This is a genomic window from Streptomyces sp. NPDC031497 (assembly GCF_055580905.1).
In genome coordinates, this window is record NZ_JBVIKO010000024.1 from 56,941 (window position 1) to 79,694 (window position 22,754).

At 69.9% G+C, this 22,754-nt stretch carries 19 protein-coding genes and 1 riboswitch; of the genes, 12 read left to right on the plus strand and 7 right to left on the minus strand.

The features are described 5' to 3' along the window. The first annotated feature begins 18 nt into the window (after positions 1–18). The 10 genes from ACZ5K7_RS36970 (at position 19) to ACZ5K7_RS37015 (ending at position 10,326) form a co-directional block, all read left to right on the plus strand. Positions 19–834 carry an SOS response-associated peptidase gene (locus ACZ5K7_RS36970; RefSeq protein WP_351704902.1) on the plus strand — a complete coding sequence of 272 codons (816 nt, stop codon included), beginning with the start codon at positions 19–21 and terminating at the stop codon, positions 832–834. A 24-nt stretch (positions 835–858) separates the two neighbouring features. Continuing rightward, complete coding sequence (locus tag ACZ5K7_RS36975; protein ID WP_468920837.1) at positions 859–1,491, plus strand: alpha/beta hydrolase family protein; 633 nt, start codon at positions 859–861, stop codon at positions 1,489–1,491. 256 nt (positions 1,492–1,747) lie between these two features. Continuing rightward, positions 1,748–2,431: an RNA polymerase sigma factor SigR gene (gene sigR / locus ACZ5K7_RS36980; protein WP_351704908.1), complete on the plus strand. Its 684-nt coding sequence runs from the start codon at positions 1,748–1,750 to the stop codon at positions 2,429–2,431. Then, a complete protein-coding gene (rsrA, locus tag ACZ5K7_RS36985) occupies positions 2,428–2,766 on the plus strand; it encodes a mycothiol system anti-sigma-R factor (RefSeq protein WP_351704911.1) in 339 nt (112 codons plus the stop codon). The genes sigR and rsrA overlap by 4 nt, the downstream gene beginning before the upstream one ends. Before the next feature lie 135 nt (positions 2,767–2,901). After that, entirely contained in the window at positions 2,902–4,221 is a 1,320-nt protein-coding gene (locus ACZ5K7_RS36990; RefSeq protein ID WP_351704914.1) for an HD-GYP domain-containing protein, read from the plus strand. A 215-nt stretch (positions 4,222–4,436) separates the two neighbouring features. Continuing rightward, positions 4,437–5,657 (plus strand): HD-GYP domain-containing protein, encoded by a 1,221-nt coding sequence (locus ACZ5K7_RS36995; protein ID WP_351705244.1) that lies wholly within the window; start codon positions 4,437–4,439, stop codon positions 5,655–5,657. A gap of 114 nt (positions 5,658–5,771) precedes the next feature. Further along, a complete protein-coding gene (locus tag ACZ5K7_RS37000; protein ID WP_351705247.1) occupies positions 5,772–6,752 on the plus strand; it encodes a hypothetical protein in 981 nt (326 codons plus the stop codon). A 168-nt stretch (positions 6,753–6,920) separates the two neighbouring features. Further along, positions 6,921–7,571, plus strand: coding sequence for a peptide deformylase (gene def / locus ACZ5K7_RS37005; RefSeq protein WP_351704917.1), 651 nt, complete (start codon positions 6,921–6,923; stop codon positions 7,569–7,571). Positions 7,572–7,864: 293 nt separating this feature from the next. Next, positions 7,865–8,950: an epi-isozizaene synthase gene (gene cyc1 / locus ACZ5K7_RS37010; protein ID WP_468920956.1), complete on the plus strand. Its 1,086-nt coding sequence runs from the start codon at positions 7,865–7,867 to the stop codon at positions 8,948–8,950. Beyond that, entirely contained in the window at positions 8,947–10,326 is a 1,380-nt protein-coding gene (locus ACZ5K7_RS37015; RefSeq protein WP_468920843.1) for a bifunctional albaflavenone monooxygenase/terpene synthase, read from the plus strand. Before cyc1 ends, ACZ5K7_RS37015 begins: the two co-directional genes overlap by 4 nt. Before the next feature lie 39 nt (positions 10,327–10,365). On the opposite strand, the gene ACZ5K7_RS37020 is transcribed toward ACZ5K7_RS37015, so the two are convergent. Then, on the minus strand, positions 10,366–11,331 hold the full coding sequence (locus ACZ5K7_RS37020) for a helix-turn-helix domain-containing protein (protein WP_468920845.1): 966 nt from the start codon (positions 11,329–11,331) through the stop codon (positions 10,366–10,368). A gap of 93 nt (positions 11,332–11,424) precedes the next feature. Here ACZ5K7_RS37020 and ACZ5K7_RS37025 point away from each other — a divergent pair, with 93 nt between their 5' ends. Next, complete coding sequence (locus tag ACZ5K7_RS37025) at positions 11,425–11,676, plus strand: hypothetical protein (protein ID WP_351704929.1); 252 nt, start codon at positions 11,425–11,427, stop codon at positions 11,674–11,676. Here the strand turns inward: ACZ5K7_RS37025 and ACZ5K7_RS37030 are convergent. From ACZ5K7_RS37030 to ACZ5K7_RS37040, 3 genes are all read right to left on the minus strand, one after another. Beyond that, complete coding sequence (locus ACZ5K7_RS37030; RefSeq protein ID WP_351704932.1) at positions 11,589–12,602, minus strand: ribonucleotide-diphosphate reductase subunit beta; 1,014 nt, start codon at positions 12,600–12,602, stop codon at positions 11,589–11,591. The genes ACZ5K7_RS37025 and ACZ5K7_RS37030 overlap by 88 nt on opposite strands. After that, entirely contained in the window at positions 12,602–14,986 is a 2,385-nt protein-coding gene (locus ACZ5K7_RS37035; RefSeq protein ID WP_468920848.1) for a ribonucleoside-diphosphate reductase subunit alpha, read from the minus strand. Before ACZ5K7_RS37035 ends, ACZ5K7_RS37030 begins: the two co-directional genes overlap by 1 nt. A 125-nt stretch (positions 14,987–15,111) precedes the next feature. Next, positions 15,112–15,236: riboswitch (cobalamin riboswitch) on the minus strand. 4 nt (positions 15,237–15,240) lie between these two features. Then, a complete protein-coding gene (locus tag ACZ5K7_RS37040) occupies positions 15,241–15,795 on the minus strand; it encodes a GNAT family N-acetyltransferase (RefSeq protein ID WP_351704938.1) in 555 nt (184 codons plus the stop codon). Between the two features lie 175 nt (positions 15,796–15,970). Here ACZ5K7_RS37040 and ACZ5K7_RS37045 point away from each other — a divergent pair, with 175 nt between their 5' ends. Further along, entirely contained in the window at positions 15,971–19,594 is a 3,624-nt protein-coding gene (locus ACZ5K7_RS37045) for an NACHT domain-containing protein (RefSeq protein WP_468920852.1), read from the plus strand. Between the two features lie 31 nt (positions 19,595–19,625). Here ACZ5K7_RS37045 and mctP read toward each other — a convergent pair whose 3' ends face one another. From mctP to ACZ5K7_RS37060, 3 genes are all read right to left on the minus strand, one after another. Beyond that, entirely contained in the window at positions 19,626–21,254 is a 1,629-nt protein-coding gene (mctP, locus tag ACZ5K7_RS37050) for a monocarboxylate uptake permease MctP (protein ID WP_351704944.1), read from the minus strand. After that, positions 21,251–21,520, minus strand: a complete 270-nt coding sequence (locus tag ACZ5K7_RS37055) for a DUF3311 domain-containing protein (RefSeq protein ID WP_351704947.1) — start codon at positions 21,518–21,520, stop codon at positions 21,251–21,253. Before ACZ5K7_RS37055 ends, mctP begins: the two co-directional genes overlap by 4 nt. A 123-nt stretch (positions 21,521–21,643) precedes the next feature. Continuing rightward, positions 21,644–22,408: a GntR family transcriptional regulator gene (locus tag ACZ5K7_RS37060; protein WP_093499171.1), complete on the minus strand. Its 765-nt coding sequence runs from the start codon at positions 22,406–22,408 to the stop codon at positions 21,644–21,646. Positions 22,409–22,754: the final 346 nt, after the last annotated feature.

A 22,754-nucleotide genomic window follows, 5' to 3' on the forward strand; every position in this document is an offset into this window, starting at 1 on the left:
AAATGTAGGGTTGTGAAGATGTGCGGACGGTACGCGTCGAGTCGTGGGCCCGAGGACCTGGCCGGAATCTTCGAGGTCGAGAAGTGGGAGCCCGAGGAGACTCTGGCGCCCGACTACAACGTGGCCCCCACCAAGGAGGTCTACGCGGTTCTGGACCGGCCCCTGAAGGACGCGGACGACAAGCGGCCGGTCCGTCAGCTGCGCAGGCTCAAGTGGGGCCTGGTGCCCTCCTGGGCCAAGTCGCCCGAGGGCGGCGCCCGGATGATCAACGCGCGCGCCGAGACCGTGCACGAGAAGCCGTCGTACCGCCGCGCCTTCGCCGCCCGCCGCTGCATCCTGCCCGCCGACGGCTACTACGAGTGGGTCACCGCCGCGGAGGAGCGGGAGTTGGAGGTCGAGGGCAGGAAGAAACGGCCGCGCAAGCAACCGTACTTCGTCCTGCCCGCCGACGGCTCGGTGTTCGCCATGGCCGGGCTGTACGAGTTCTGGCGGGACCGCACGCTGCCCGACGATCATCCGCTGGCCTGGTGGGTGACCTGTTCGGTGATCACCACGGAGGCGGAGACCTCGCCGCTGGCGGTAGCGCCCGCCGAGGGCCCGCGGTCGCTGTCCGACATCCACCCCCGGATGCCGCTGATGCTGACCCCGGACCGCTGGGACGCCTGGCTCGACCCGGCCCGCACGGACGTCGAGGACCTGCGCTCGCTGCTCGCCCCGCCGCCCGAGGGCCTGATGCGGGCCTACCCGGTCGCCACGGCCGTCAGCAACGTCCGCAACAACGGGCCGGAGCTGCTGACGGAGCTGGAGGCACCGGAAGAGAGCACACTCTTCTAGCCCCCGCTCTTCTAGCCTGCTGCCGTGACCACTTCGAAGATCGTCGGTACGGAGGCGGGGGACGCCCGCATCACCTGGTACGAGGCCGAGAAGGCGCGGCTGGTGCTCGCCGTGAGCCATGGGGCGGGCGGCGGCATCGAGGCCCGTGACCTCCAGGCCCTCGCCGCGGTGCTGCCGGAGCACGGCGTGACCGTCGCACTCGTGGAGCAGCCCTGGCGGGTGGCCGGCAGGAAGGTCGCCCCGGCGCCCAGGACGCTCGACGTGGGCTGGCGGGGCGTGTGGCCCGCGCTCGCCGCGCCGGGGCTGCCGGTGGTGTCCGGCGGGCGCAGCGCCGGAGCCCGGGTCGCCTGCCGTACGGCCACGGAGCTGGGCGCCGCCGCCGTCCTCGCCCTCAGTTTTCCGCTGCACCCCCCGGGCAGGCCGGAGAAGTCGCGGGCCGAGGAGCTGCTGGCAGCCGGGGTGCCCACCCTCGTCGTCCAGGGCGGAAACGACCCGTTCGGCAGGCCGGCCGAGTTCCCGGCGGGCGACTACCGACTGGTCGAGGTGCCGGGCGCCGATCATGGATTCGCGGTGCCCAAGAGGGCGGACATCAAGCCGGACCAGGTAGTGGCAATCATCACGGACGCGGTCCTCGGGTGGACCGCGGCCCTCGGGTGACGCCTGGGAATGTTGCGCGACGGACCACTGTTGATGCCGACAGAAGTGCTGGGGCACCAGCGCCGACGCCGAAGGAGAGGAAGTCCGCCGCATGGGTTCGACCATCTGCCCGAGCCGCAACAGCAGCGCTGACCTGGACTGGACAGTGCTGCACGCGGCCAAGACCGCTCCTATTCGAGCGGCGGCAGGCACGGGTCGTGTTCTATCCTCCGAGTCGAGTGGGATCGGTTTCGGTCCTGCCCTGGATCTTGAGGAGGTGGGTCCGGTCACTGGGACCGACGCAGGGACCGACAACGGCCAGGCGGAGCTGCCCGAGGGCCGGGGCACGAGCGCGGAGTCGACCTCGGAGCGCACCGCGCGCTTCGAGCGGGACGCGCTGGAATTCCTCGACCAGATGTACTCGGCCGCGCTGCGCATGACCCGCAACCCGGCCGACGCCGAGGACCTGGTGCAGGAGACGTACGCCAAGGCGTACGCGTCCTTCCACCAGTTCCGTGAGGGCACCAACCTCAAGGCGTGGCTGTACCGCATTCTCACCAACACCTTCATCAACTCGTACCGCAAGAAGCAGCGTGAACCCCAGCGCTCCGCGGCCGAGGAGATCGAGGACTGGCAGCTTGCCCGCGCCGAGTCGCACATGTCGACCGGTCTGCGCTCCGCGGAGTCGCAGGCGCTCGACCACCTGCCCGACTCGGATGTGAAGTCGGCGCTGCAGGCGATCCCCGAGGAATTCCGCATCGCCGTCTACCTTGCCGACGTAGAGGGCTTTGCGTACAAGGAGATCGCGGACATCATGGGGACACCCATCGGTACGGTGATGTCCCGGCTGCACCGGGGCCGCCGTCAACTGCGCGGCATGCTGGAGGACTACGCGCGTGAGCGCGGGCTCGTCCCGGCCGGCGCCGGGGAGTCGAACGAAGCGAAAGGCTCGGGCTCATGAGCTGCGGAGAGCCGCACGAGACGGACTGCGGCGAGGTACTCGATCATCTGTACGAGTTCCTCGACAGTGAGATGCCGGACGTCGATCGCGTCAAGTTCAAGCAGCACTTCGACGAGTGCTCGCCCTGCCTGGAGAAGTACGGGCTGGAGCAGGCCGTGAAGAAGCTGGTCAAGCGGTGCTGCGGCCATGACGACGTGCCCAGCGACCTGCGGGCCAAGGTGCTGGGGCGGCTGGACCTGATCCGCTCCGGCCAGGCCGTCCCGGAGCACGACGTCACGGCCACCCAGACCACGTCGGTCACACAGAGCGCCCCGGTCGCTCCGCAGGAGAGCTGAGCGCTGCTCGCCGGGCGTTGCCGCCTCCGGTGGCCCGTCACCCGAATGTGCTAATCCTCCGGTCATAACCCCCGGACCCTCCGGCTCCCGCCTAGGCTCCGGAGCCTGGACAGGCATGGTCGGGGGAGGGGCGAGATGGAGGCGGTTCCGGCACGGGCGCGCGCGTACGTGACCTGTGTCGCCCTCGGCGCCCTGTGCTGTCTGCTACCGCTGCCGGCCCTGCGTACGCCCTGGTGGGCGGTGGCCCTGCTGGCCGCGCTGTACGCGGGCTGCGAGCACGTCCTTCGACGGCGGCTCGGCGGCATCTTCTACCCGGTGCTGCTCGCGGGTGCCTTCCTGCTGCCACCGCCGGCCGCGGCGCTCGTACCGCTGCCGGGTGCGCTGCTCTCGCACGTCGAGCAGCGGCCGCAGGGGCTGCGGAGGGTCTGGCGGGCCGCCGAGCTGGCGCTCGCCGTGTGGGGCGCGGGGCGGGTCCATTGGGCCCTGGGCGGCCGGGACTCCGTCGTGGACTGCGACTTCCCTTACGCGCTGCTGCCGTGCGCGGCGGCGGTCCTGGCGTTCTGCGGGGTGCTCGCCCTGCTGGACGGCGGGATCCTGGCCCTCGCGGAGCGCGTGCCCGTACGACGGGCCTGGCGCGGTCTGCTCTCCCGCTCCCTCGGGCCGATCGGGGTGCACGGGCTCGCCGGGCTGATGATGGCGGTGCTGTGGCGCAGTCCCTTCGGTCCGGTCGCCGCGCTGCTCGTCCTGCTGCCGATGTGCGTGTCCTGGTGGGTGTTCGCCCAGTACCACCGGGAACGGGCCGCCCACCAGGCCACCATCCGCGCGCTCGTGCAGGCCGTCGACATCAAGGACGGCTACACCCGCGGGCACTCCGAACGAGTCGGACAGGCCTCCGTGATGATCGCGCGCGAGCTGGGCATGGACGACGAGCGGGTCGAGGTGCTCCGCTTCGCCGGGATCCTGCACGACGTGGGGAAACTGGGCGTCCCGACCCGCCTGCTCCGCAAGGACGGGCCGCTCACCCCGGAGGAACGGCGGATCATCGAACTCCATCCCGAGTACGGCCATGAGATGGTGCGCGGGATCTCCTTCCTCGGCGAGGCCCGGGCGGCGATCCTCCACCACCACGAGCGCATCGACGGCAGCGGCTACCCCTACGGTCTGGTCGGCAGTCAGATTCCCGAGTCGGCCCGCGTGGTGGCCGTCGCCGACGCGTTCGACGCGATGACCTCGACGCGCTCCTACAGCCGGGCCCGGCCGGTGGGGGTGGCGGTGGAGGAATTACGACGCTGCGCCGGTCGGCAGTTCGACGCGGGTGCCGTCGACGCCCTGGTCCAAGCGCTGGCCAAACAGGGCTGGCACCCCGCGGTGACCGCCGACGACGTCCCACCCGACCCAGCGGTGTCCAGCCGGCCGAGAAGCGAGGCCCAGAGCGTAGGCCGGAGCACCCCATGACTCCCGACGACCCGCCGCGCCCCCCAGGCCACACAACCCCCACCCCCACCGCTCCACCGCCAAGCCCCACAAACCCACCGAGCCGCAGCTCGGCGGCTCCCCCGTCCGGGGCCGGTGGTGTAGGGCGTGGTGGTGGGGGATTTGTTGGGATTCAGGGGGGTGGGTTTGGCTTTGGCGGGGCGGCTGCGGGGTTTCGGGTCTGTCCTCCCGCCGCCCTGTGGGGCATCCGGGCCGCCGCGCTGGTTCTCGCGCTCGGGTCCCTCGGCGGCACGCTCTGGGAAGGGCTCGCGGACCGGAGGATCGCGCTCGCCTTCGGGGGCCTCGTCGCCGTCGGGGAGCTCAGCCGCCGGAGCGGTGCCGAGGCTCGGGAGGCCGCTCCGCTCGCGGCTGCCGGGGGGCTCGCCTACGCCCTGCTCGGTGCCGACGGCGGGGCCGCAACCCACGACGGGGCCTTTCAGGTCGTCACCGTCGTCTGCGTGGCCTCCCTGCTCGGCAGCGTGCCCCACATAGCCGGCGGGCGCCGGCCCACCCTCGACCACCTCGCCCGCCGCGTGCTCACCGTCGGCTTCGCCGCCGTCTGCTTCCAACCCCTCTACAGCAGAGGCGTGTTGGCGCAGTGGGGCGGACCGGCGTACGCGCTGCTGCTGGTCGCGCTGCTGGTGCTCACCGCGCTGTGCGACGCCGTGCTCGCCGCCGCGCAGGCGCACTCCCGCACCGGATGGCCGTTCGGGCCGTTGCTGCGGGACGAGCAGCGCGGACTGCTCGGCATCGGGTCCGCCGTCTGTGCCACCGGAGCGGTGATGGCGCTGGCCGTCGCCGTCGTCGGCCTCTGGGCGCTGCCCGTCTTCTGTCTGCCCCTCCTCCTCACCCAGCTGTCCCTGCGCCGGTACGCGGCCGTCCGGGCCACCTACCGGCAGACCATCGCCTCCCTCGCCCGTGCCACCGAGATAGCGGGGTACACCCCGGCCGGGCACGCCCGCCGGGTCGCCACGCTGAGCCAGTCCGTCGGGCGTGACCTGGGGCTGTCCCAAGCGGAGCTCACCGTGCTGGAGTACGCGGCGTTGATGCACGACATCGGCCAGCTCAGTCTCGTCGACCCGGTGCCCGCCGGGGCCACCGCCGGACTGCCGGCGGCGGAGCAGCGGCGAATAGCACTGCTCGGAGGCGCCGTCGTACGGCAGACCGGGGTGGACGCGGCGGTCGCCGTGGTCGTGGAGCGGCAGGCAGATCCGTACCGGGAGCAGCCGCTCGCCGCCCGGATCGTGCGGGTCGTCAACGCGTACGAGGAGAAGGCCCGGGATTCCGGGCCCGGCGGGCCGCTGACCGCGCTGGAGGAGTTACGGCTGGCCACCGCCGGGGACTACGCTCCCGAGGTCGTGGAGTGCCTTGCGCGCGTACTCTCCAGGGACTGTCTGACCTTGCGCGCGGCTGGGTAACCCATGGGTAATGAGCGGCCCTCCCGTCGTACGTGGTTGGATGCGAAGGAGAGGGTGATGTCCGGGGGCACAAGCCAGCCCACTGTGCGGAAATGGAACTGGCAGGCGGGAATCGTGAGGATCTTCGGCAAGGGACGGCACCGGCCCTCCGCCTCCTGGCGGCAGGCCACCGATCGCGCGTTCACGCTGATCGGCGACGGCCGGTACGAGGACGCGGGCGAACTGCTCACACGTGCCGCCGACCTGGAACCCTGGCTGTCCGAGTCCTGGTTCAACCTCGCCCTGCTGCACAAGTTCCGGCACGACTGGGAGCAGGCGCGGGCGGCCGGCCTGCGGGCGGTGGCCCTCCTCGACCGGGAGACCGGGGCGCCCGACTGGTGGAACGTGGGCATCGCCGCGACCGCGCTGCAGGACTGGCCGCTGGCCCGGCGGGCCTGGCAGGCGTACGGGCTGCGGGTGCCCGGCGGCGCCACGGTGTCCGGTGAGCCGGCCGGGATGGACCTCGGCAGCGCCGCCGTACGGCTGTCCCCGGAGGGGGAGGCCGAGGTGGTGTGGGGGCGGCGGCTGGACCCCGCCCGCATCGAGGTGCAGTCGATTCCGCTGCCGTCGTCCGGGCGGCGCTGGGGCGAGGTCGTGCTGCACGACGGCGTGCCGCACGGCGAGCGGACCACGGTGACCGGGCATGCGTACCCCGTCTTCGACGAGATCGAGCTGTGGGCGCCGTCGCCGGTGCCGACCTGGGTGGTGCTGCTGGAGGCGGCGACGGAGGCGGACCGGGACGCGCTGGAGCAGCTAGCCGGGGACGCCGGGTTCGCGGCGGAGGACTGGTCGTCGTCGGTGCGGCTGCTGTGCCGGATGTGCTCCGAGTCGCGGATGCCGTCGGACGAGGGCGACGGGGTGCATCTGGATCCCCACGACCACAGTGAGCCGGGGCATCCGGGGCCGCTGGGGCACCGGACGGACGGGCAGCTGTGGGTGCCGGAGCGGGAGTGCGGGGTGGCTGCGCCGGCCGCGCTGGTGAGGGGGTTGCTGGACGGGTGGGTCGCGGACAGCCCTGACTCCCGGGATTGGCGGGATCTGGAAGAGGTCTGCTGAAGGCCGTGCTTCGGGTTCGGCTGGGTGGGGTGGTGGCGCCCACGCGGCGGTAGCCGCATATCGGATACAGCCCCGCGCCCCTTTGGGGCGCGCCCCTGACGGGGCGGATCCACGTACCCTGTATCAGCAACATCACCCCCGTTTTACCTAGGAAGGCTTACGTCGGTCATGGCGCAGCAGGACACCGATCAGCAGCACGTGGGCGTGCTCCCCGTGGATGACGACGGGTTCGTCGTCGACACCGAGGGGACCGAGGAGCGCGAGAACGCCTGGCGTGCGCGGGGGACCTCGCGGCCCATCACCGTCGTCGGGAACCCGGTGCTGCACAAGGAGTGCAAGGACGTCACCGAGTTCGGGGACGAGCTGGCACAGCTGGTCGCCGACATGTTCGCCAGCCAGCGGACCGCCGAGGGCGTCGGCCTCGCCGCCAACCAGATCGGCGTCGATCTGAAGGTCTTCGTCTACGACTGCCAGGACGACGAGGGCGCCCGGCACGTCGGTGTGGTGTGCAACCCGAAGCTGGTCGACCTGCCGGCGGACAAGCGACGGCTGGACGACAGCAACGAGGGCTGCCTGTCGGTGCCCACCGCCTACGCCCCGCTCGCCCGGCCCGACTACGCCGAGGTCACCGGGCAGGACGAGCAGGGCAACCCGATCAAGGTACGCGGCACCGGCTACTTCGCTCGGTGTTTGCAGCACGAGACCGATCACCTGTACGGGTACCTGTACATCGACCGGCTCTCCAAGCGGGAGCGCAAGGACGCCCTGCGGCAGATGGCCGAGAACGAGCCCCGCTACCCCGTGGTCGCCAACGACTGAGACGGACAAGGGCTGTTGTGACGCCTGGTCGGGACTGCCCCGGCCAGGCGTTCGTCATGTTCGGTCAGACTCGCTCACCTGTCCGTCGTACATTCGAGCCTTTGTGCGCCCCTAGCGATCCCTAATCAGTCACACAAGGGGAGATTCTCGGCATAGCGGGGTAGTGAATGGAGCAAATCCGTTCCCAGACCGGTCAGTTGTGGTGCTGAATGGGAAGTGCGGGGATACGCAACGGCGCACGCCCGGCACAGCGGGAGGGGCGTGCGCACCTGGCGGCTGAGAGGGGTTTGTTCGTGCACGCTTTCTCACACAGCACCACATCGACGCCGACGGCGATCGCGGTTCCACCACAACTCGCCCTGCCCGTCATCGAGGCCGAGTTTCCTCGGCAACTGCATCCGTATTGGCCGCAGCTCCAGGAGAAGACCCGCCTCTGGCTGCTGGAAAAGCGGCTGATGCCGGCGGACAAGGTGCAGGAATATGCCGACGGCCTTTGCTACACCGACCTGATGGCCGGGTACTACCTGGGCGCCTCCGACGAGGTGATCCAGGCGATATGCGACTACAGCGCGTGGTTCTTCGTCTGGGACGACCGGCACGACCGTGACGTGGTGCACGGCCGGTCGGCCGACTGGCGGCGGCTGAGGTTCCGTTTGCATACGGCCCTCGACGCCCCCCTGCACCATCTGCACCACCCGGACACCTTGGTCGCGGGGTTCGCGGACAGTGTCGCGCGGTTGTACTCGTTCCTGCCGGGGACCTGGAACCGGCGGTTCGCCCGGCACTTCCACGACGTGATCGAGGCGTACGACCGCGAGTACCGGAACCGCACCACGGGATACATTCCGGGGGTCGAGGAATACCTCGCCCTGCGGCGCCTCACCTTCGCCCACTGGATATGGACGGATCTGCTTGAGCCGAGCGCAGGGGCTGAACTCCCGGACGCCGTGCGCAAGAATCCGGCGTATCGGCGTCCGGCGCTGCTCAGCCAGGAATTCGCCGCCTGGTACAACGACCTCTGCTCGCTGCCCAAGGAAATAGCGGGCAATGAGGTGCACAATCTGGGAATAAGTCTCGTCACCCACGAGGGGATGAGCCTGGAACAGGCGGTCGAAGAAGTCAGGCGACGCGTCGAGGAATGCATTAGCGAATTCCTGGCCGCCGAGCGGACCGCTCAACGATTCGCCGAACAGCTCGATGACGGCACCGTGCACGGAAAGGAACTCGGTGTCGCGGTCCTGGCCTGTGTCGCCAATATGCGGAACTGGTTCAGTTCCGTCTACTGGTTCCACCACGAATCCGGCCGGTACATGGTCGACAGCTGGGACGACCGGTCCACGCCCCCGTACGTCAACAACGAAGCGGCAGGTGAGAAATGACCGTCGAGTCCGTGAAGCCCGCGACCGCGGAGCCTTCCGAACGCGGTGAACTGCGCGAACCGCCCCTCGCCGGCGGCGGTGTGCCGATGCTCGGCCACGGCTGGCAGCTGGTCCGCGACCCGCTGGCCTTCATGTCGCGGTTGCGCGCCGACGGCGACATGGTGCGCCTGCGCCTCGGCCCCAAGGAGGTGTACGCCGTCACCACCCCGGCGCTCACCGGGGCCCTCGCCCTCAACCCCGACTTCATCATCGCCGGCCCGCTCTGGGAGTCCCTGGAGGGACTGCTCGGCAAGGAGGGCGTGGCCACCGCCAACGGCCCCCGCCACCGCCGCCAGCGCCGCACCATCCAGCCCGCCTTCAACCTCTCCGCGATCCCCGACTACGGACCGATCATGGAGGAGGAGGCACACGCGCTGACCGAGCGCTGGCAGCCCGGCTCCACCGTCGACTGCACCTCGGAGTCCTTCCGGGTCGCCGTCCGCATCGCCGCCCGCTGCCTGCTGCGCGGCGAGTACATGGACGAGCGCGCCGAGCGGCTGAGTGTCGACCTCGCGAGCGTCTTCCGCGGTATGTACCGGCGGATGGTCGTACCACTCGGTCCGCTCTACCGGCTGCCACTGCCGGCCAACCGCGAATTCAACCGGGCGCTGGCCGATTTGCATCTCCTCGTCGACGAGATCGTCGCCGAGCGCCGGGCATCTGGTCAAAAGCCGGACGATTTGCTGACAGCATTGCTGGCGGCGAACGACGAGAATGGCGAGCCCATCGGGGAACAGGAGATCCACGACCAGGTCGTCGCGATACTCACCCCCGGCAGCGAAACTGTCGCGTCCACGATCATGTGGCTGCTCCAGGTCCTCGCCGAACACCCGGAACAGGCCGAGAAGGTACGGACCGAGGTCGAATCCGTGACAGGAGGCCGACCGGTTGGATTCGAGCACGTTCGGCGGCTCACGCACACCAACAATGTCGTCGTCGAGGCGATGCGTTTGCGGCCCGCCGTATGGATATTGACGCGGCGCGCCAAGACCGACACCGAGCTCGGCGGCTATCGCATTCCGGCGGGGGCCGACATCGTCTACAGCCCCTACGCCATCCAGCGCGATGCCGACTCGTACGACGCGCACCTCGACTTCGACCCGGACCGCTGGCTTCCGGAGCGGGCCCAGGAGGTGCCGAAGTACGCCATGAGCCCCTTCAGCGTCGGCAACCGCAAGTGCCCCAGCGACCACTTCTCCATGACCCAACTCAGCCTGATCACGGCGGCGTTGTGTGCCAGGTACCGCTTCGAACAGGTTCCCGGGTCCAACGACGCCACCCGGGTGGGCATCACGCTGCGGCCGCACCGGCTGCTGCTCACGCCCGTGCCCTGGTGACCTGCCGGCCGGCGGGTGACTCCTGATACCGGCGCGCGCTCAGGCGGCCTCCGGGCCCCGGAACGCGCGCCGGTAGGCGTTCGGTGTGGTGCCCAGCTCCTTCACGAACTGGTGCCGCAGCGCGGCCGCCGTACCGAAGCCGGTGCGGTCCGCGACGGCGTCCATCGTCTCGTCGGTCCCTTCCAGCAACTCCTGGGCCAGCAGCACCCGTTGCCGCAGGATCCAGCGGTACGGCGTGGTGCCGGTCTCCTGCTGGAAGCGGCGGGCGAAGGTGCGCGGGGCCATCAGGGCGCGGGCGGCCAGCTGCTCGACGGTGACCTCCTGGTCGAGATGCTCCGCCATCCAGGTCAGCACCTCGCCGACCGTGTCGCAGGGGCCCTCCGGCAGCGGGCGCTCGATGTACTGGGCCTGGCCGCCGTCCCGGTGCGGGGGCACCACCATCCGCCGGGCGATCTTCTTGGCGACCTCGGGCCCCTGCTCCTTGCGGACGATGTGCAGACAGGCGTCGATACCGGCCGCGGTGCCCGCCGAGGTGATCACCGGGTCCTCGTCGACGTACAGCACGTCCGGCTCGACCCGGGTGCGCGGGAAACGGCGGGCCAGCAGCCGCGCGTGCCGCCAGTGCACGGCGCACCGCCGCCCGTCCAGCAGCCCGGCCGCGCCAAGCACGAAGACGCCGGAACACACGCTGAGCACCCGGGCGCCCCGGTCCACCGCCCGGCGCAGCGCGTCGAGCAGTTCGGGCGGGTAGTCCCGCTCGACATTGGAGTCCGAGGCCGGTACCGCGATCAGATCGGCCTCGTCCAGCCGGTCCAGGCCGTACGGCGTGGAGACCGTCAGGCCCGGCACATGGGTGCCGAGCGACGGCCCCTCCGCCGAGACCACCGCGAAGTCGTACACCGGCAGCCCCTCGTCGGAGCGGTCGAGGCCGAAGACCTCGCAGACCACCCCCAGCTCGAAGGGGTGCACACCGTCCAGCAGCACTGCGGCCACGTTTTTCAGCATGCTGCCAGTGTGCCTCGCCACTGGCAGTAATTCGAGGGTGTGTGGCAGTGCTGCCACTCACGGTAAGGAGCATTCGGCGCGAGAGTGGTGTCCATGAACGGAAACCAGATCGAAGGTCTCGTCGGAATGGTCCTGGTCCTCGGCATCCTGGTCCTCATGGCCCTCCCGTCCGTGCTCGGCGTCCTGCGCGACAGGCGCATCGACCGGCAGATCAGGGAGGCCCACGAGGACCGCGGGGAGCGGGAGACCCAGAAGGCTCAGAAGTCCTCGTCCAGGTCCACGGTGCCCTCCACCGCGACCTGGTACGCGGACGGACGCCGCTCGAAGAAGTTCGTCAGCTCCTGAACGCCCTGCAGCTCCATGAAGGAGAACGGGTTCTCCGAGCCGTACACCGGAGCGAAGCCGAGGCGGCCGAGCCGCTGGTCGGCGACGCACTCCAGGTACTGGCGCATCGAGTCGGTGTTCATGCCGGGCAGGCCGTCACCGCACAGGTCACGGGCGAACTGCAGCTCCGCCTCGACGGCCTCCCGCAGCATGTCGGTGACCTGCTGCTGAAGCTCGTCGTCGAAGAGCTCCGGTTCCTCCTTGCGGACCGTGTCGACCACGTCGAACGCGAAGCTCATGTGCATCGTCTCGTCACGGAACACCCAGTTGGTGCCCGTGGCGAGACCGTGCAGCAGACCCCGGCTGCGGAACCAGTAGACGTACGCGAAGGCGCCGTAGAAGAACAGGCCCTCGATGCACGCGGCGAAGCAGATCAGGTTGAGCAGGAAGCGGCGCCGGTCGGCCTTGGACTCCAGGCGGTCCAGGTTCTCCACCGAGTCCATCCACTTGAAGCAGAACTCGGCCTTCTCGCGGATGGAGGCGATGTTCTCCACCGCGGCGAACGCGGCCGTGCGGTCCTCCGGGTCGGGGAGGTAGGTGTCCAGGAGGGTCAGGTAGAACTGGACGTGCACGGCCTCCTCGAACAGCTGGCGGCTCAGGTACAGCCGGGCCTCGGGGGAGTTGATGTGCTTGTACAGCGTCAGCACCAGGTTGTTCGCCACGATCGAGTCACCGGTCGCGAAGAAGGCGACGAGCCGGCCGATCAGGTGCTGCTCGGAGGGGCTGAGCTTGGCGAGGTCGGCGACGTCCGAGTGGAGGTCGACCTCCTCGACGGTCCAGGTGTTCTTGATGGCGTCCCGGTAGCGCTCGTAGAAGTCCGGGTAGCGCATCGGACGGAGAGTCAGCTCGAAGCCCGGGTCGAGCAGGTTCTTGTGCTGGGTGGTCATTACTGGCAGGCCTCGCAGGACTCGGGGTTTTCCAGGGAGCAGGCGACCGCGTCTTCGGGAGCCGTCTGCTGGGCGGGAACGGTGGCTTGGGCCTGCGCGGCGCGGGCGATCCGGGTCGCCGGGCGCGAGCGCAGGTAGTACGTCGTCTTCAGGCCCGACTTCCAGGCGTACGCGTACATCGAGGAGAGCTTGCCGATGGTCGGCGTCTCCAGGAACAGGTTCAGGGACTGGGCCTGGTCCAGGTACGGGGTACGGGCCGCGGCCATGTCGATCAGACCGCGCTGCGGGATCTCCCACGCCGTGCGGTACAGCGACCGTACGTCCGCCGGGATCCACGCGAAGTCCTGCACCGAGCCGTTGGCCTCGCGCAGCGCCTCCCGGGTGCGGGCGTCCCAGACGCCCAGGTCCTTGAGCTCCTGCACCAGGTAGGAGTTGACCTGGAGGAACTCACCGGACAGCGTCTCGCGCTTGAAGAGGTTCGAGACCTGCGGCTCGATGCACTCGTAGACACCCGCGATCGACGCGATGGTGGCGGTGGGCGCGATGGCCAGCAGCAGGCTGTTGCGCAGGCCGGTCGTCGCGATCCGCGCGCGCAGCGCCGCCCAGCGCTCCGGCCAGGTGAACTCGACGCCGTAGTGGTCGGGGTGCAGCACGCCCCGGGCGGTGCGGGTCTTCTCCCAGGCCGGCAGCGGGCCGCCGCGCTCGGCGAGGTCGGCGGAGGCCTCGTACGCGGCGAGCATGATCCGTTCGGCGATCCGGGTGGAGAGCGCCTTGGCCTCGGCGGAGTCGAAGGGCAGCCGCAGTTTGAAGAAGACGTCCTGGAGACCCATGGCACCGAGGCCGACGGGACGCCACTTGGCGTTGGAGCGGCCCGCCTGCTCGGTCGGGTAGAAGTTGATGTCGACGACCCGGTCGAGGAAGGTGACGGCGGTACGGACGGTCTCGTCCAGCCGCTCCCAGTCGATGTCGCCGGCCGCCGTGTCGACGAACGCGCCGAGGTTCACGGAGCCCAGGTTGCAGACCGCCGTCTCGCCGTCGTCCGTGACCTCCAGGATCTCCGTGCAGAGGTTGGAGGAGTGGACGACATGGCCGGGGGTGGCCGTCTGGTTCGCGGTCCGGTTCGCCGCGTCCTTGAAGGTCATCCAGCCGTTACCGGTCTGCGCGAGGGTGCGCATCATCCGGCCGTACAGGTCACGGGCCGGGATGGTCTTGCGCGCGAGCCCCTCGGCCTCGGCCTTGCGGTAGGCCGCGTCGAACTCGTCGCCCCACAGGTCCACCAGCTCCGGCACGTCGGCCGGGGAGAACAGGGACCACTGCCCGTCGGCGTTCACCCGGCGCATGAACTCGTCCGGGACCCAGTGCGCGAGGTTCAGGTTGTGCGTACGCCGGGCGTCCTCACCGGTGTTGTCGCGCAGCTCCAGGAACTCCTCGATGTCGGAGTGCCAGGTCTCCAGGTAGACCGCGGCCGCGCCCTTGCGCCGGCCGCCCTGGTTCACCGCGGCCACCGAGGCGTCCAGGGTCTTCAGGAACGGCACGATGCCGTTGGAGTGCCCGTTGGTGCCGCGGATGAGGGACCCCCGGGACCGGATCCGGCTGTACGAAAGACCGATGCCGCCGGCGTGCTTCGAGAGCCGGGCCACCTGGTGGTAGCGGTCGTAGATGGAGTCCAGCTCGTCCTTCGGGGAGTCGAGGAGGTAGCAGGACGACATCTGGGGGTGCCGGGTACCGGAGTTGAAGAGGGTGGGGGAGGAGGGGAGGTAGTCGAGCCGGCTCATGAGCCCGTAGAGCGCGGCGACTTCGTCCAGGGCGCGGACGTCCGTCTTCGAATTGAACACAGTGTCATCCGCCAGGCCGGCGGCGACGCGGAGCATGAAGTGCTGGGGGGTCTCGATGACCTTGCGGGTGATCGGGTGCCGGAGCAGGTAACGGCTGTGCAGGGTGCGCAGGCCGAAGTAGCCGAAGCGGTCGTCGGCGTCCGGGTCGACCAGGGCGTCCAGGCGGGCCGCGTGCAGGCGCGCGAACTCGGCGGTGCGGTCGGCGATGAGGCCCTCGCGGTGGCCGACGGCGACGGACTCGGTGAAGGACGTCACGCCCTGCGAGGCGGCCTCGGCGCGGATCGAGATCGTCAGCAGCCGGGCGGCGAGCCGGGAGTAGGCGGGGTCCTCGGAGATGAGGCCGGCGGCCGCCTCGGTGGCCAGCTCGCGCAACTCCGACTCGTCGGCCCGCGCGGACCGGCCGCGCAGCGCGGCGGCGGCGACCCGGCCGGGGTCGGTGTCGGGGAGGTCGGCGGTCAGCCCGGTCAGGGTCCGCAGCAACGCGGTGCCGGGACCGTCCTCGTCCACAGAGATGGTCGCTGAAGCCGGTTCGGCTGGCGCGATGGTCACGTGGGGCTCTCCCTCGCTCGGCACGGGGCCTGGCGGAGGGCAGGAGGCAGCACACGAGCGCACGCACGCGTGTCGCGTCCCCGGCCCACTCCACGAGGCCCGGACGTCAGAACACCCGGGCCGGACGGCCGGGCGTGCTGTCGGCAGGTCCTCGGACTGACTCCTGTGCACGAACATGCACAAGTACACCGTTGCGGGACAGTTCCGGATTCGCACCGGATTCCCCTGCGGCGACAGCGAGCATGAGCATACATCTAGTGCCGGGTCGCGGTGTCACCCCCACATGTTGTGTCGCGGTGGTGTCGGAGTGTCAGCTCGTAGGTGAGGAGGGTGATGTCGTCCAGGTGCGGCACGGGATTCCAGTCCCGCTCGGGTGTGCGGACGAAGCCGAGGCGTTCGTAGATCCGGTGGGCGGTGTGCATGCTCCGCTGGCTCGACAGGACGACGGCCGTGCAGCCCTCCGTGGCCCGCGCGCGGTCGACGCAGGCGCGCACGAGGGCCTCGCCGGTGCCTCGGCCGCGGGCCTCGTGCGCGACCGCGAGCGCCCTGATCTCGGCCTCGCCGGGGCGGGCGATGTCGGCGACGGGGCCGGGGCCGGCGACGAAGGTGACTCCGCCGAGGAGTCGTTCGCCGTCCACGGCCACGAGCACCTCGGCGGCGACCGCCCGGCTCGCCACGTCCTTCAGCACGGGCAGGTACTCGTCGCCCTCGCCGTAGTCGAGGAGGCCGTCCTGGAGGTAGGCCCGGGCGGTGATCTCGCCGAGCGCTTCGTATTCGGCGGGGTCCGCGGGCCGGATCGTGATGTCCATGCCGCCGAGTCTGCCGGAGGCCTCCGACGCCGTGCTCCTGGATTTCCAGGGGGTGCCACCTCCCCGTTCGGGCCGTGCGGGCAGTCGAGTTGCGGGGCCGGAGGGGAGTGCTTCCATGGAGTTAGGTGCCCGCGGGTCCTCCGTACCGAGAGCCGGTCTCGCAAGGAGAGGCACCATGACGAGAATCGTCCGTCACCCGCCGGGCAAGGTACGGCCACGCAGTGCGCCGATGGCGACGCTGGACGCACGCCGGGCATGGCGCCGCGCCCGGCGGTTCCTCCTGGGGCACTGGCACCATCTGACGATCCGGCTGGAGGCCCGCCGCAACACCACCCGTCCCAAGAACTGGCGCCGATGGTGGTCGTACACCAATCTCAACCGGGTTGTCTGGCTCACCCTCCTGATCCTGTTCCTCGCCTGGGTCGGTGAGGGTCTCTGGATCCTCGTCACCCACCAGACGACCCCCTTCGAGAGGTGGCGGAAGGGCTCGGACGCCGGGTTCGAAGCCGTTCTCCGTTTCCTCGGTCCCCTCCTCGCCGCCTCCGTAGCCGCGGCGACGTTTCTGTTCTTCTGGTACCACTGGACCAAGCGGCGCTACCTGGCCAAGGCACGCACCGATCCGCGCAGGCTGGTGCGCACGGCAGGGCCGGACATCTCCGAGATCGTGGGGCGCGAGGAGTTGGCCCGGGTCATCGCCCAGCGGCTGCGGCAGCGCGAGACCCGCCGGCCCTATCTGCTCGTCGGCGGTATCGGCTCGGGCAAGACCGCCGTTCTGGTGCGGCTCACCGAACTGCTGGCCCGGCAGCATGCCGTTCCCGTGCCGATACGGCTGCGGGACGCCACCGGGGGCGACCTGAACTTCGAGCGCATGGCCCGGGAACGGTTCGCCGAGGAGGCGCCCCAGGGCATTCTGGCGCGCGGCAAGAACGGCCGGGTCTGGCAGCAACTGCTCGCCGACGACAAGGTGGTGGTCATCGCCGACGGCCTGGAAGAGGCGGTACTCGACGAGAGGTTCCAGGAGGACCGGGACAACATCATCCGCAAGGCCATCGAGCGGGCCCACGAGGAGAGGCTGCCGCTCGTCATCGCGTCCCGGCCGCACAGCCCGCTGGAGAGCACACCCGCGGCGATCGTGGAGCTCGAACCGCTGAGCGAGGAGGAGGCGTTGCGCTTCGTCGAGGCGCGGGTCCCGGAGACGGACGAGCGCCGCCTCGACTGGATCGTGGAGACCGCGGAGGTCACCGAGTCGCCCATCTATCTGCAGATCGCCCGCGAACTGCACCACCACGGCGGCCTGGAACGCGACCGTCCGCGTGACGACGCCCACCGGCTGGACACGCGCAGCTGGGACCGCGGCACGCTGAGACTGTGGCTGCTGGAGACGTGGGACCGTGCCGTGCGCGAGGGCCGGCTGCGCGAGGGCGTCGAGCTGAGTCCGCAGGAACGCGACGACACCGTCAAGGTGGTCGCCGCGCTCGCGTGCATCGGACTGCTCCAGGACAAGCTGGAGGTCGGGTTCGGCGAACTGCTGGGCAGTGACGTCCACCCGGGTCGGGCGCGGCGGACATCGGCCCGGGCGGACCATCTGTGGGCCAGGACACGCCGTTTCGACCGGTACGGCAAACGCGGGAACACCTTCTCGGAGTGGCACCGGGAACGGATCTGGGACACGCTCTGCGATCATCTGAGCCCGAGGGAGCGGAAGCGTCTGCGCGAGGGCAGCATGGGCCAGTGCCAGACGGCGTTCGCCCACTTCGCGGCCAACGCGAACAGACTCCGGCTGGTGGAGAGTTTCGAGAAGAGGGTTCGCTTCCCGCACAGCATCATCCAGGCCTACTTCGGCTTCCGTATGCTGCATCAACTCGGTGAGCGGGACGCCGGCGAGTTGATCGAGCTGGCACTGCGGCCGCCGGGCCCCAGCCGTGAGCTGCTCATCGCCCTGGTGCTGCTCTCCCGCCGCCGGGCGGCGGAGCTGTCGGCCAAGGGAGGCAACGTCGCGGCGGAGCTGCGCAAGCACCGGGACGAGCTGTGGCGGCAGGCCCCGGTGTTCGGCCGGCCCATGGCCGACCGCCTGTTCACGGCCGCGAACCGCCGTACGGATGATCCCAAGGCCCTCGACCTGTACGCGGCGGCCCTGGAGATCGACAGCGTGGAACCCCGGCCACGCCGGCTGAGCGACATCGTCGAGAAGGTGCGCGAGCGCTGGCCCGACATCAAGGGCGACCGTCGCACCGTCGAGGACGCCAAGCGCAGGCTGCTCAAGCAGCTCGGCACGACACTGCGTGCGGCCTCCGAGAAGACCGACACCATGCGCCTCTACCACCACCTCTTCCAGCTCGGGAAGGCGGAGCCCTCGTACGCCGTGCGCCTGGCCGTCGCCCAGGAGTTCGGCAGCGGAGGAACCGCGGCGTTCGCGGTGATCCGGGAGAAGATCGGCCTGAACACCGACCCCGTCAGGGAGTACGACGAGGCGGTCGGCCGGCTGCGGACCCGCAGGAGGCGGGAGGACCAGGACTGGACCGGGCGGATGCGGGACGCGATGACCGCCCGTGCCTCCTCATGGGACAGGTCGGCCGCGGAGATCGACCGGCTGCAGCAGCGCCGCAAGGAGACCAAACAGCGGTACCGGAACGACCGTATAGAGCTGTCCAGGGAGTTCGTGATGAGGGCCTGGATGATCCCCATGCTCCTCGGCTCCGTCGACGACGCCCACCGTGACGAGGCCCGCGAACGCCTCGCCAAGTGGCTGCGCCACCTCGATCCGACGTACACCCAGGGCGCCCCCGACCTGCCGCTCGCCCTGGAGGCCGCGCTCGCCCAGGGCTTCAAGTTCGCGGCCAACCGGCGCAAACGCCACCCTTACTCGTATCCGGGCAGCCGGGCCGAGCTGATCCGGCAGGCGGAGACCGTGCTTCAGCGGTCCCGGTGCTGGTACACGCAACTGACCCTGATCCAGGCGCTGTGCCTGTGGGAACTCCCGGACAGCGCCGGCCGCCGCGAACGGGACGTGGAGGACGCGGTGTGGCGGGACGACCACTGCGACGGGTCGCCCGAGCCGTCCCGGGTGATCGGCGGGACCAGCGCGGTGCAGACGGTGCAGCGCTGGCTGTCCATGACGGGCACGGTGAACAGCCCGCCGGGCTCGCCGGGCCCGAACGGTGACGCGTCCCGGCGGACACTGCATCCGTTCGTCGCCGAGGCCGGCGATCTGGCGGCGATGGCACTGGAGACCGGGCAGCCCGAGCGCTTCCTGTGGATCGACGAGAAGACCGTCACCGACAACGTGGGTTCACGCACCGGACAGAACGGCGCTTACCGCAAGCACAACCTGTGGATACCGCCCTCGGCCGGCTGGAGCACCCTCGACGGACGCGCTCAGCGTCTCGTCGCCGACGTGCTGCTCATGCTGAACCTGGTCGAGCGGGACGGATATCCCGACGAGGTCGAGGAGCGCATGGCCCGCGCCGAACTCTCGGGTGCGCCGCTCCCGCCGTGCATCCGCACGAGCCGTGAGCCGCTGCGCCCCGGTCTGCGGCCCGGCACCGCAGCGCCTCCCGCCCCGGGTGCCACGTGCCTGCCCGACTGCGAGTTCCAGCTCTGTCCGTACCCTCCCCGGGGCACGGTGCCCCGGGGAGAGGTCCGTGAGCCGTTCTGCCGGCAGCAGCAAGTGCTGCTGCCGGGACCCGTACGGCGGTTCTTCCCCAGGCTGGTGCGCCGCAAGACACCCCCCTGGGTGAGCATGCGCGTCCGTGAACTGGACCGCTTCTGGGACGCGATGGCCGGGCGCACGCGTCACTAGGGAGCCTCGCGTGCAACCCGGCCGGGTTTCGTCAGTGCGCGGACCCCGCGACGGCCGGCGGAAGCTCGACCTCCACCCCCGGGTCGCCCGCGTCCGCCGTGTAGTCCTGCGGCCTGGTCTCGTCGATGCCCTCGGGGGCCTTCAGGGCCTTCAGAGCGAACGTCAGGACCACGGTCACCACCACGTTCATCACGAACGCCGTCAGGCCGATGTAGCCGATCTCGCCGATGCCCGGGATCTCCTTGGCCGAACCGCCGAAGTGCTTCTGGGTGGGGGAGGCCACGCCGTAGGCCGCGGCCGTGCCGTAGACCATGCCGACCGCCCAGCCGGCCAGCAGGGCCCAGCGGTGGAACCAGCGGGTGAACAGGCCGCCGACCAGGGCCGGGAAGGTCTGGAGGATCCAGATGCCGCCCAGGAGCTGGAAGTTGATGGCGACCGTCTTGTCCATGGTGAGGACGAAGACCAGCGCGCCGACCTTCACCAGCAGCGACACGAGCTTGGAGACCTGGGCCTCCTGCTTCGGCGTGGCGTCCGGCTTGATGAAGTCCCGGTAGATGTTGCGGGTGAAGAGGTTCGCGGCCGCGATGGACATGATGGCCGCCGGGACCAGGGCACCGATGCCGATCGCGGCGAAGGCCACGCCCGCGAACCAGTCCGGGAACATGTTCTCGAACAGCTGGGGGATCGCCAGCTGGCCGTTGGTGACCTTGACGCCGGCCGCGATGGCCATGAAGCCGAGCAGCGCGAGCAGGCCCAGCATCAGGGAGTACAGCGGCAGGATCGTGGTGTTGCGGCGGATCACGTCCCGGCTGCGGGAGGACAGCGTCGCGGTGATCGAGTGCGGGTACATGAAGAGGGCGAGCGCGGAGCCCAGGGCCAGGGTGGCGTAGGTCCACTGGCCGGCCTCGGGTGGTGCGAGCGCCCCGCGTGGTTTGCCGGTGGCCGGGTTGACCTGGGCGAACGCGTGGCCCGCCTTGGCGAAGACGTCGTCGAAGCCGCCCAGCTTGATCGGGATGTAGATGATCGCCACCGCGATGACGAGGTAGATCAGCCCGTCCTTCACGAACGCGATGAGCGCGGGCGCGCGCAGACCGGAGGAGTAGGTGTACGCCGCCAGGACGCCGAAGGCGATGAGGAGCGGGAGGTCCTTCACGAACCAGTTGGTGCCGTCGCCGCCGCCGACGCCCATGACGTCGAGGACGGCCTGGATGCCGACGAGCTGGAGCGCGATGTAGGGCATCGTCGCCAGGATGCCGGTCAGGGCGACGGCGAGCGAGAGGCCCTTGGAGCCGAAGCGGCCGCGCACGAAGTCCGAGGTCGTCACGTAGCCGTGCTTGTGGGAGACCGACCACAGGCGGGGCAGGAACGTGAAGATCAGTGGATAGACGAGGATCGTGTAGGGCACCGCGAAGAAGCCGGCCGCGCCCGCCGCGTAGATCGCCGCCGGTACGGCGACGAAGGTGTACGCCGTGTAGAGGTCGCCGCCGAGCAGGAACCAGGTGACCCAGGTACCGAACGACCGGCCGCCCAGGCCCCATTCGTCGAGGGAGTGCTCGTTCTCGGCCTTGCGCCAGCGTGCGGCCAGGAAACCCATGACCGTGACGGCCAGGAAGAAGAAGATGAAGACGCCGAGCGCGACGCCGTTCACACCGTCCTTCACTGCTGCGCACCCCCGCTCGTGTGGTCGGCCTTGCGGGCGCGCTGGTCACGCTGCCAGAGCTGGTACGCGGTGATCGTGAGCACGGTGGATATCAGCACCCACAGCATCTGGTACCAGTAGAAGAACGGGATCCCGATGAACGTCGGGTCCGTCTTGGCGTAGGAGCCCACCCACAGCATCGCCACGAAGGGCGCGACGAGGCAGACGGCGATGACCACGCGTATCGGTGTCACCACCGGCTGCCTCACTTCAGGTACATCCGACATACCGCGGCTCCGTCCCCTCACCGTTCGCCTGTGTAATGCGCAGGCAATCTAGGTCACGGCGTCACCGCAGCGGAAGTAGCTGTTCGGCTATCGGTATGTCGATTCTGTGAAAGGCGCTCCGCGTCAGTCCTGCGGCCGCTTGAGGCGGGCCACGAACTTGTAGCGGTCGCCGCGGTACACCGAGCGCACCCACTCCACCGGCTGGCCGTCGCGGTCCAGGGAATGCCGGGAGAGCATCAGCATCGGCAGGCCCACGTCGGTGCCGAGCAGGCCGGCCTCGCGCGGGGTGGCCAGCGAGGTCTCGATGGTCTCCTCGGCCTCGGCGAGATGGACGTCGTACACCTCGGCGAGGGCGGTGTAGAGGGACGTGTACTTGACCAGGGAGCGGCGCAGGGCCGGGAAGCGCTTGGCGCTCAGGTGCGTGGTCTCTATGGCCATGGGCTCGCCGTTGGCCATGCGCAGCCGCTCGATGCGCAGCACCCGCCCGCCCGCCGTGATGTCGAGCAGGCCGGCGAGCCGGTCGTCGGCGGTGATGTAGCCGATGTCCAGCAGTTGCGAGGTCGGCTCCAGGCCCTGGGCGCGCATGTCCTCGGTGTACGAGGTCAGCTGGAGTGCCTGGGAGACCTTCGGCTTCGCCACGAAGGTGCCCTTGCCCTGGATGCGTTCCAGCCGGCCCTCGACGACCAGCTCCTGGAGGGCCTGGCGGACGGTGGTGCGGGAGGTGTCGAACTCGGCGGCCAGTGTGCGCTCGGGCGGGACCGGGGTGCCGGGCGCCTGTGTCTCCGTCATTTCGAGGAGATGTTTCTTCAGGCGGTAGTACTTGGGCACGCGCGCGGTACGGACGGCTGTCCCGCTCTCGTTCTCCGCACTGCTGACGTCGGTGCTCATGCTCCGCCTTCCCGGCTCCTGATCCGGCCACTTCGTGGCACGGCAGCGTACCGGGATATCCCCGGCACGCTGCGTGATCCCCTCTGTATACCGCCGCGGGGTCTTTTGGTCTAGTCCACCAGGTGAGTGGTCTACCGGAATTGTCTCGTCCGCGCCCCGGGTTTTCGAGGGCTTCTTACTTAAAGGTTCCTGCATATATAGGTCGCATAACGGCTGGTCGGAGGCCATTCGACCACCCTTGACAGGCCTGCTGGTCTGGGCCAAGCTTCCCGCACTGGTCTACACCATTGGTCCAGGTCCCGGCCCAACGCTCGCGCGGGGAGGCGGGGGGGTTTGAGGCATCCCT

Coding starts and splice junctions, on each gene's coding strand:
- ACZ5K7_RS36970 (WP_351704902.1), top strand. CDS start 19: ATGTGCGGACGGTACGCGTCGAGTCGTGGGCCCGAGGACCTGGCCGGA.
- rsrA (WP_351704911.1), top strand. CDS start 2,428: ATGAGCTGCGGAGAGCCGCACGAGACGGACTGCGGCGAGGTACTCGAT.
- ACZ5K7_RS36990 (WP_351704914.1), top strand. CDS start 2,902: ATGGAGGCGGTTCCGGCACGGGCGCGCGCGTACGTGACCTGTGTCGCC.
- def (WP_351704917.1), top strand. CDS start 6,921: ATGGCGCAGCAGGACACCGATCAGCAGCACGTGGGCGTGCTCCCCGTG.
- ACZ5K7_RS37015 (WP_468920843.1), top strand. CDS start 8,947: ATGACCGTCGAGTCCGTGAAGCCCGCGACCGCGGAGCCTTCCGAACGC.
- ACZ5K7_RS37020 (WP_468920845.1), bottom strand. CDS start 11,331: ATGCTGAAAAACGTGGCCGCAGTGCTGCTGGACGGTGTGCACCCCTTC.
- ACZ5K7_RS37025 (WP_351704929.1), top strand. CDS start 11,425: ATGAACGGAAACCAGATCGAAGGTCTCGTCGGAATGGTCCTGGTCCTC.
- ACZ5K7_RS37030 (WP_351704932.1), bottom strand. CDS start 12,602: ATGACCACCCAGCACAAGAACCTGCTCGACCCGGGCTTCGAGCTGACT.
- ACZ5K7_RS37040 (WP_351704938.1), bottom strand. CDS start 15,795: ATGGACATCACGATCCGGCCCGCGGACCCCGCCGAATACGAAGCGCTC.
- ACZ5K7_RS37045 (WP_468920852.1), top strand. CDS start 15,971: ATGACGAGAATCGTCCGTCACCCGCCGGGCAAGGTACGGCCACGCAGT.
- ACZ5K7_RS37055 (WP_351704947.1), bottom strand. CDS start 21,520: ATGTCGGATGTACCTGAAGTGAGGCAGCCGGTGGTGACACCGATACGC.
- ACZ5K7_RS37060 (WP_093499171.1), bottom strand. CDS start 22,408: ATGAGCACCGACGTCAGCAGTGCGGAGAACGAGAGCGGGACAGCCGTC.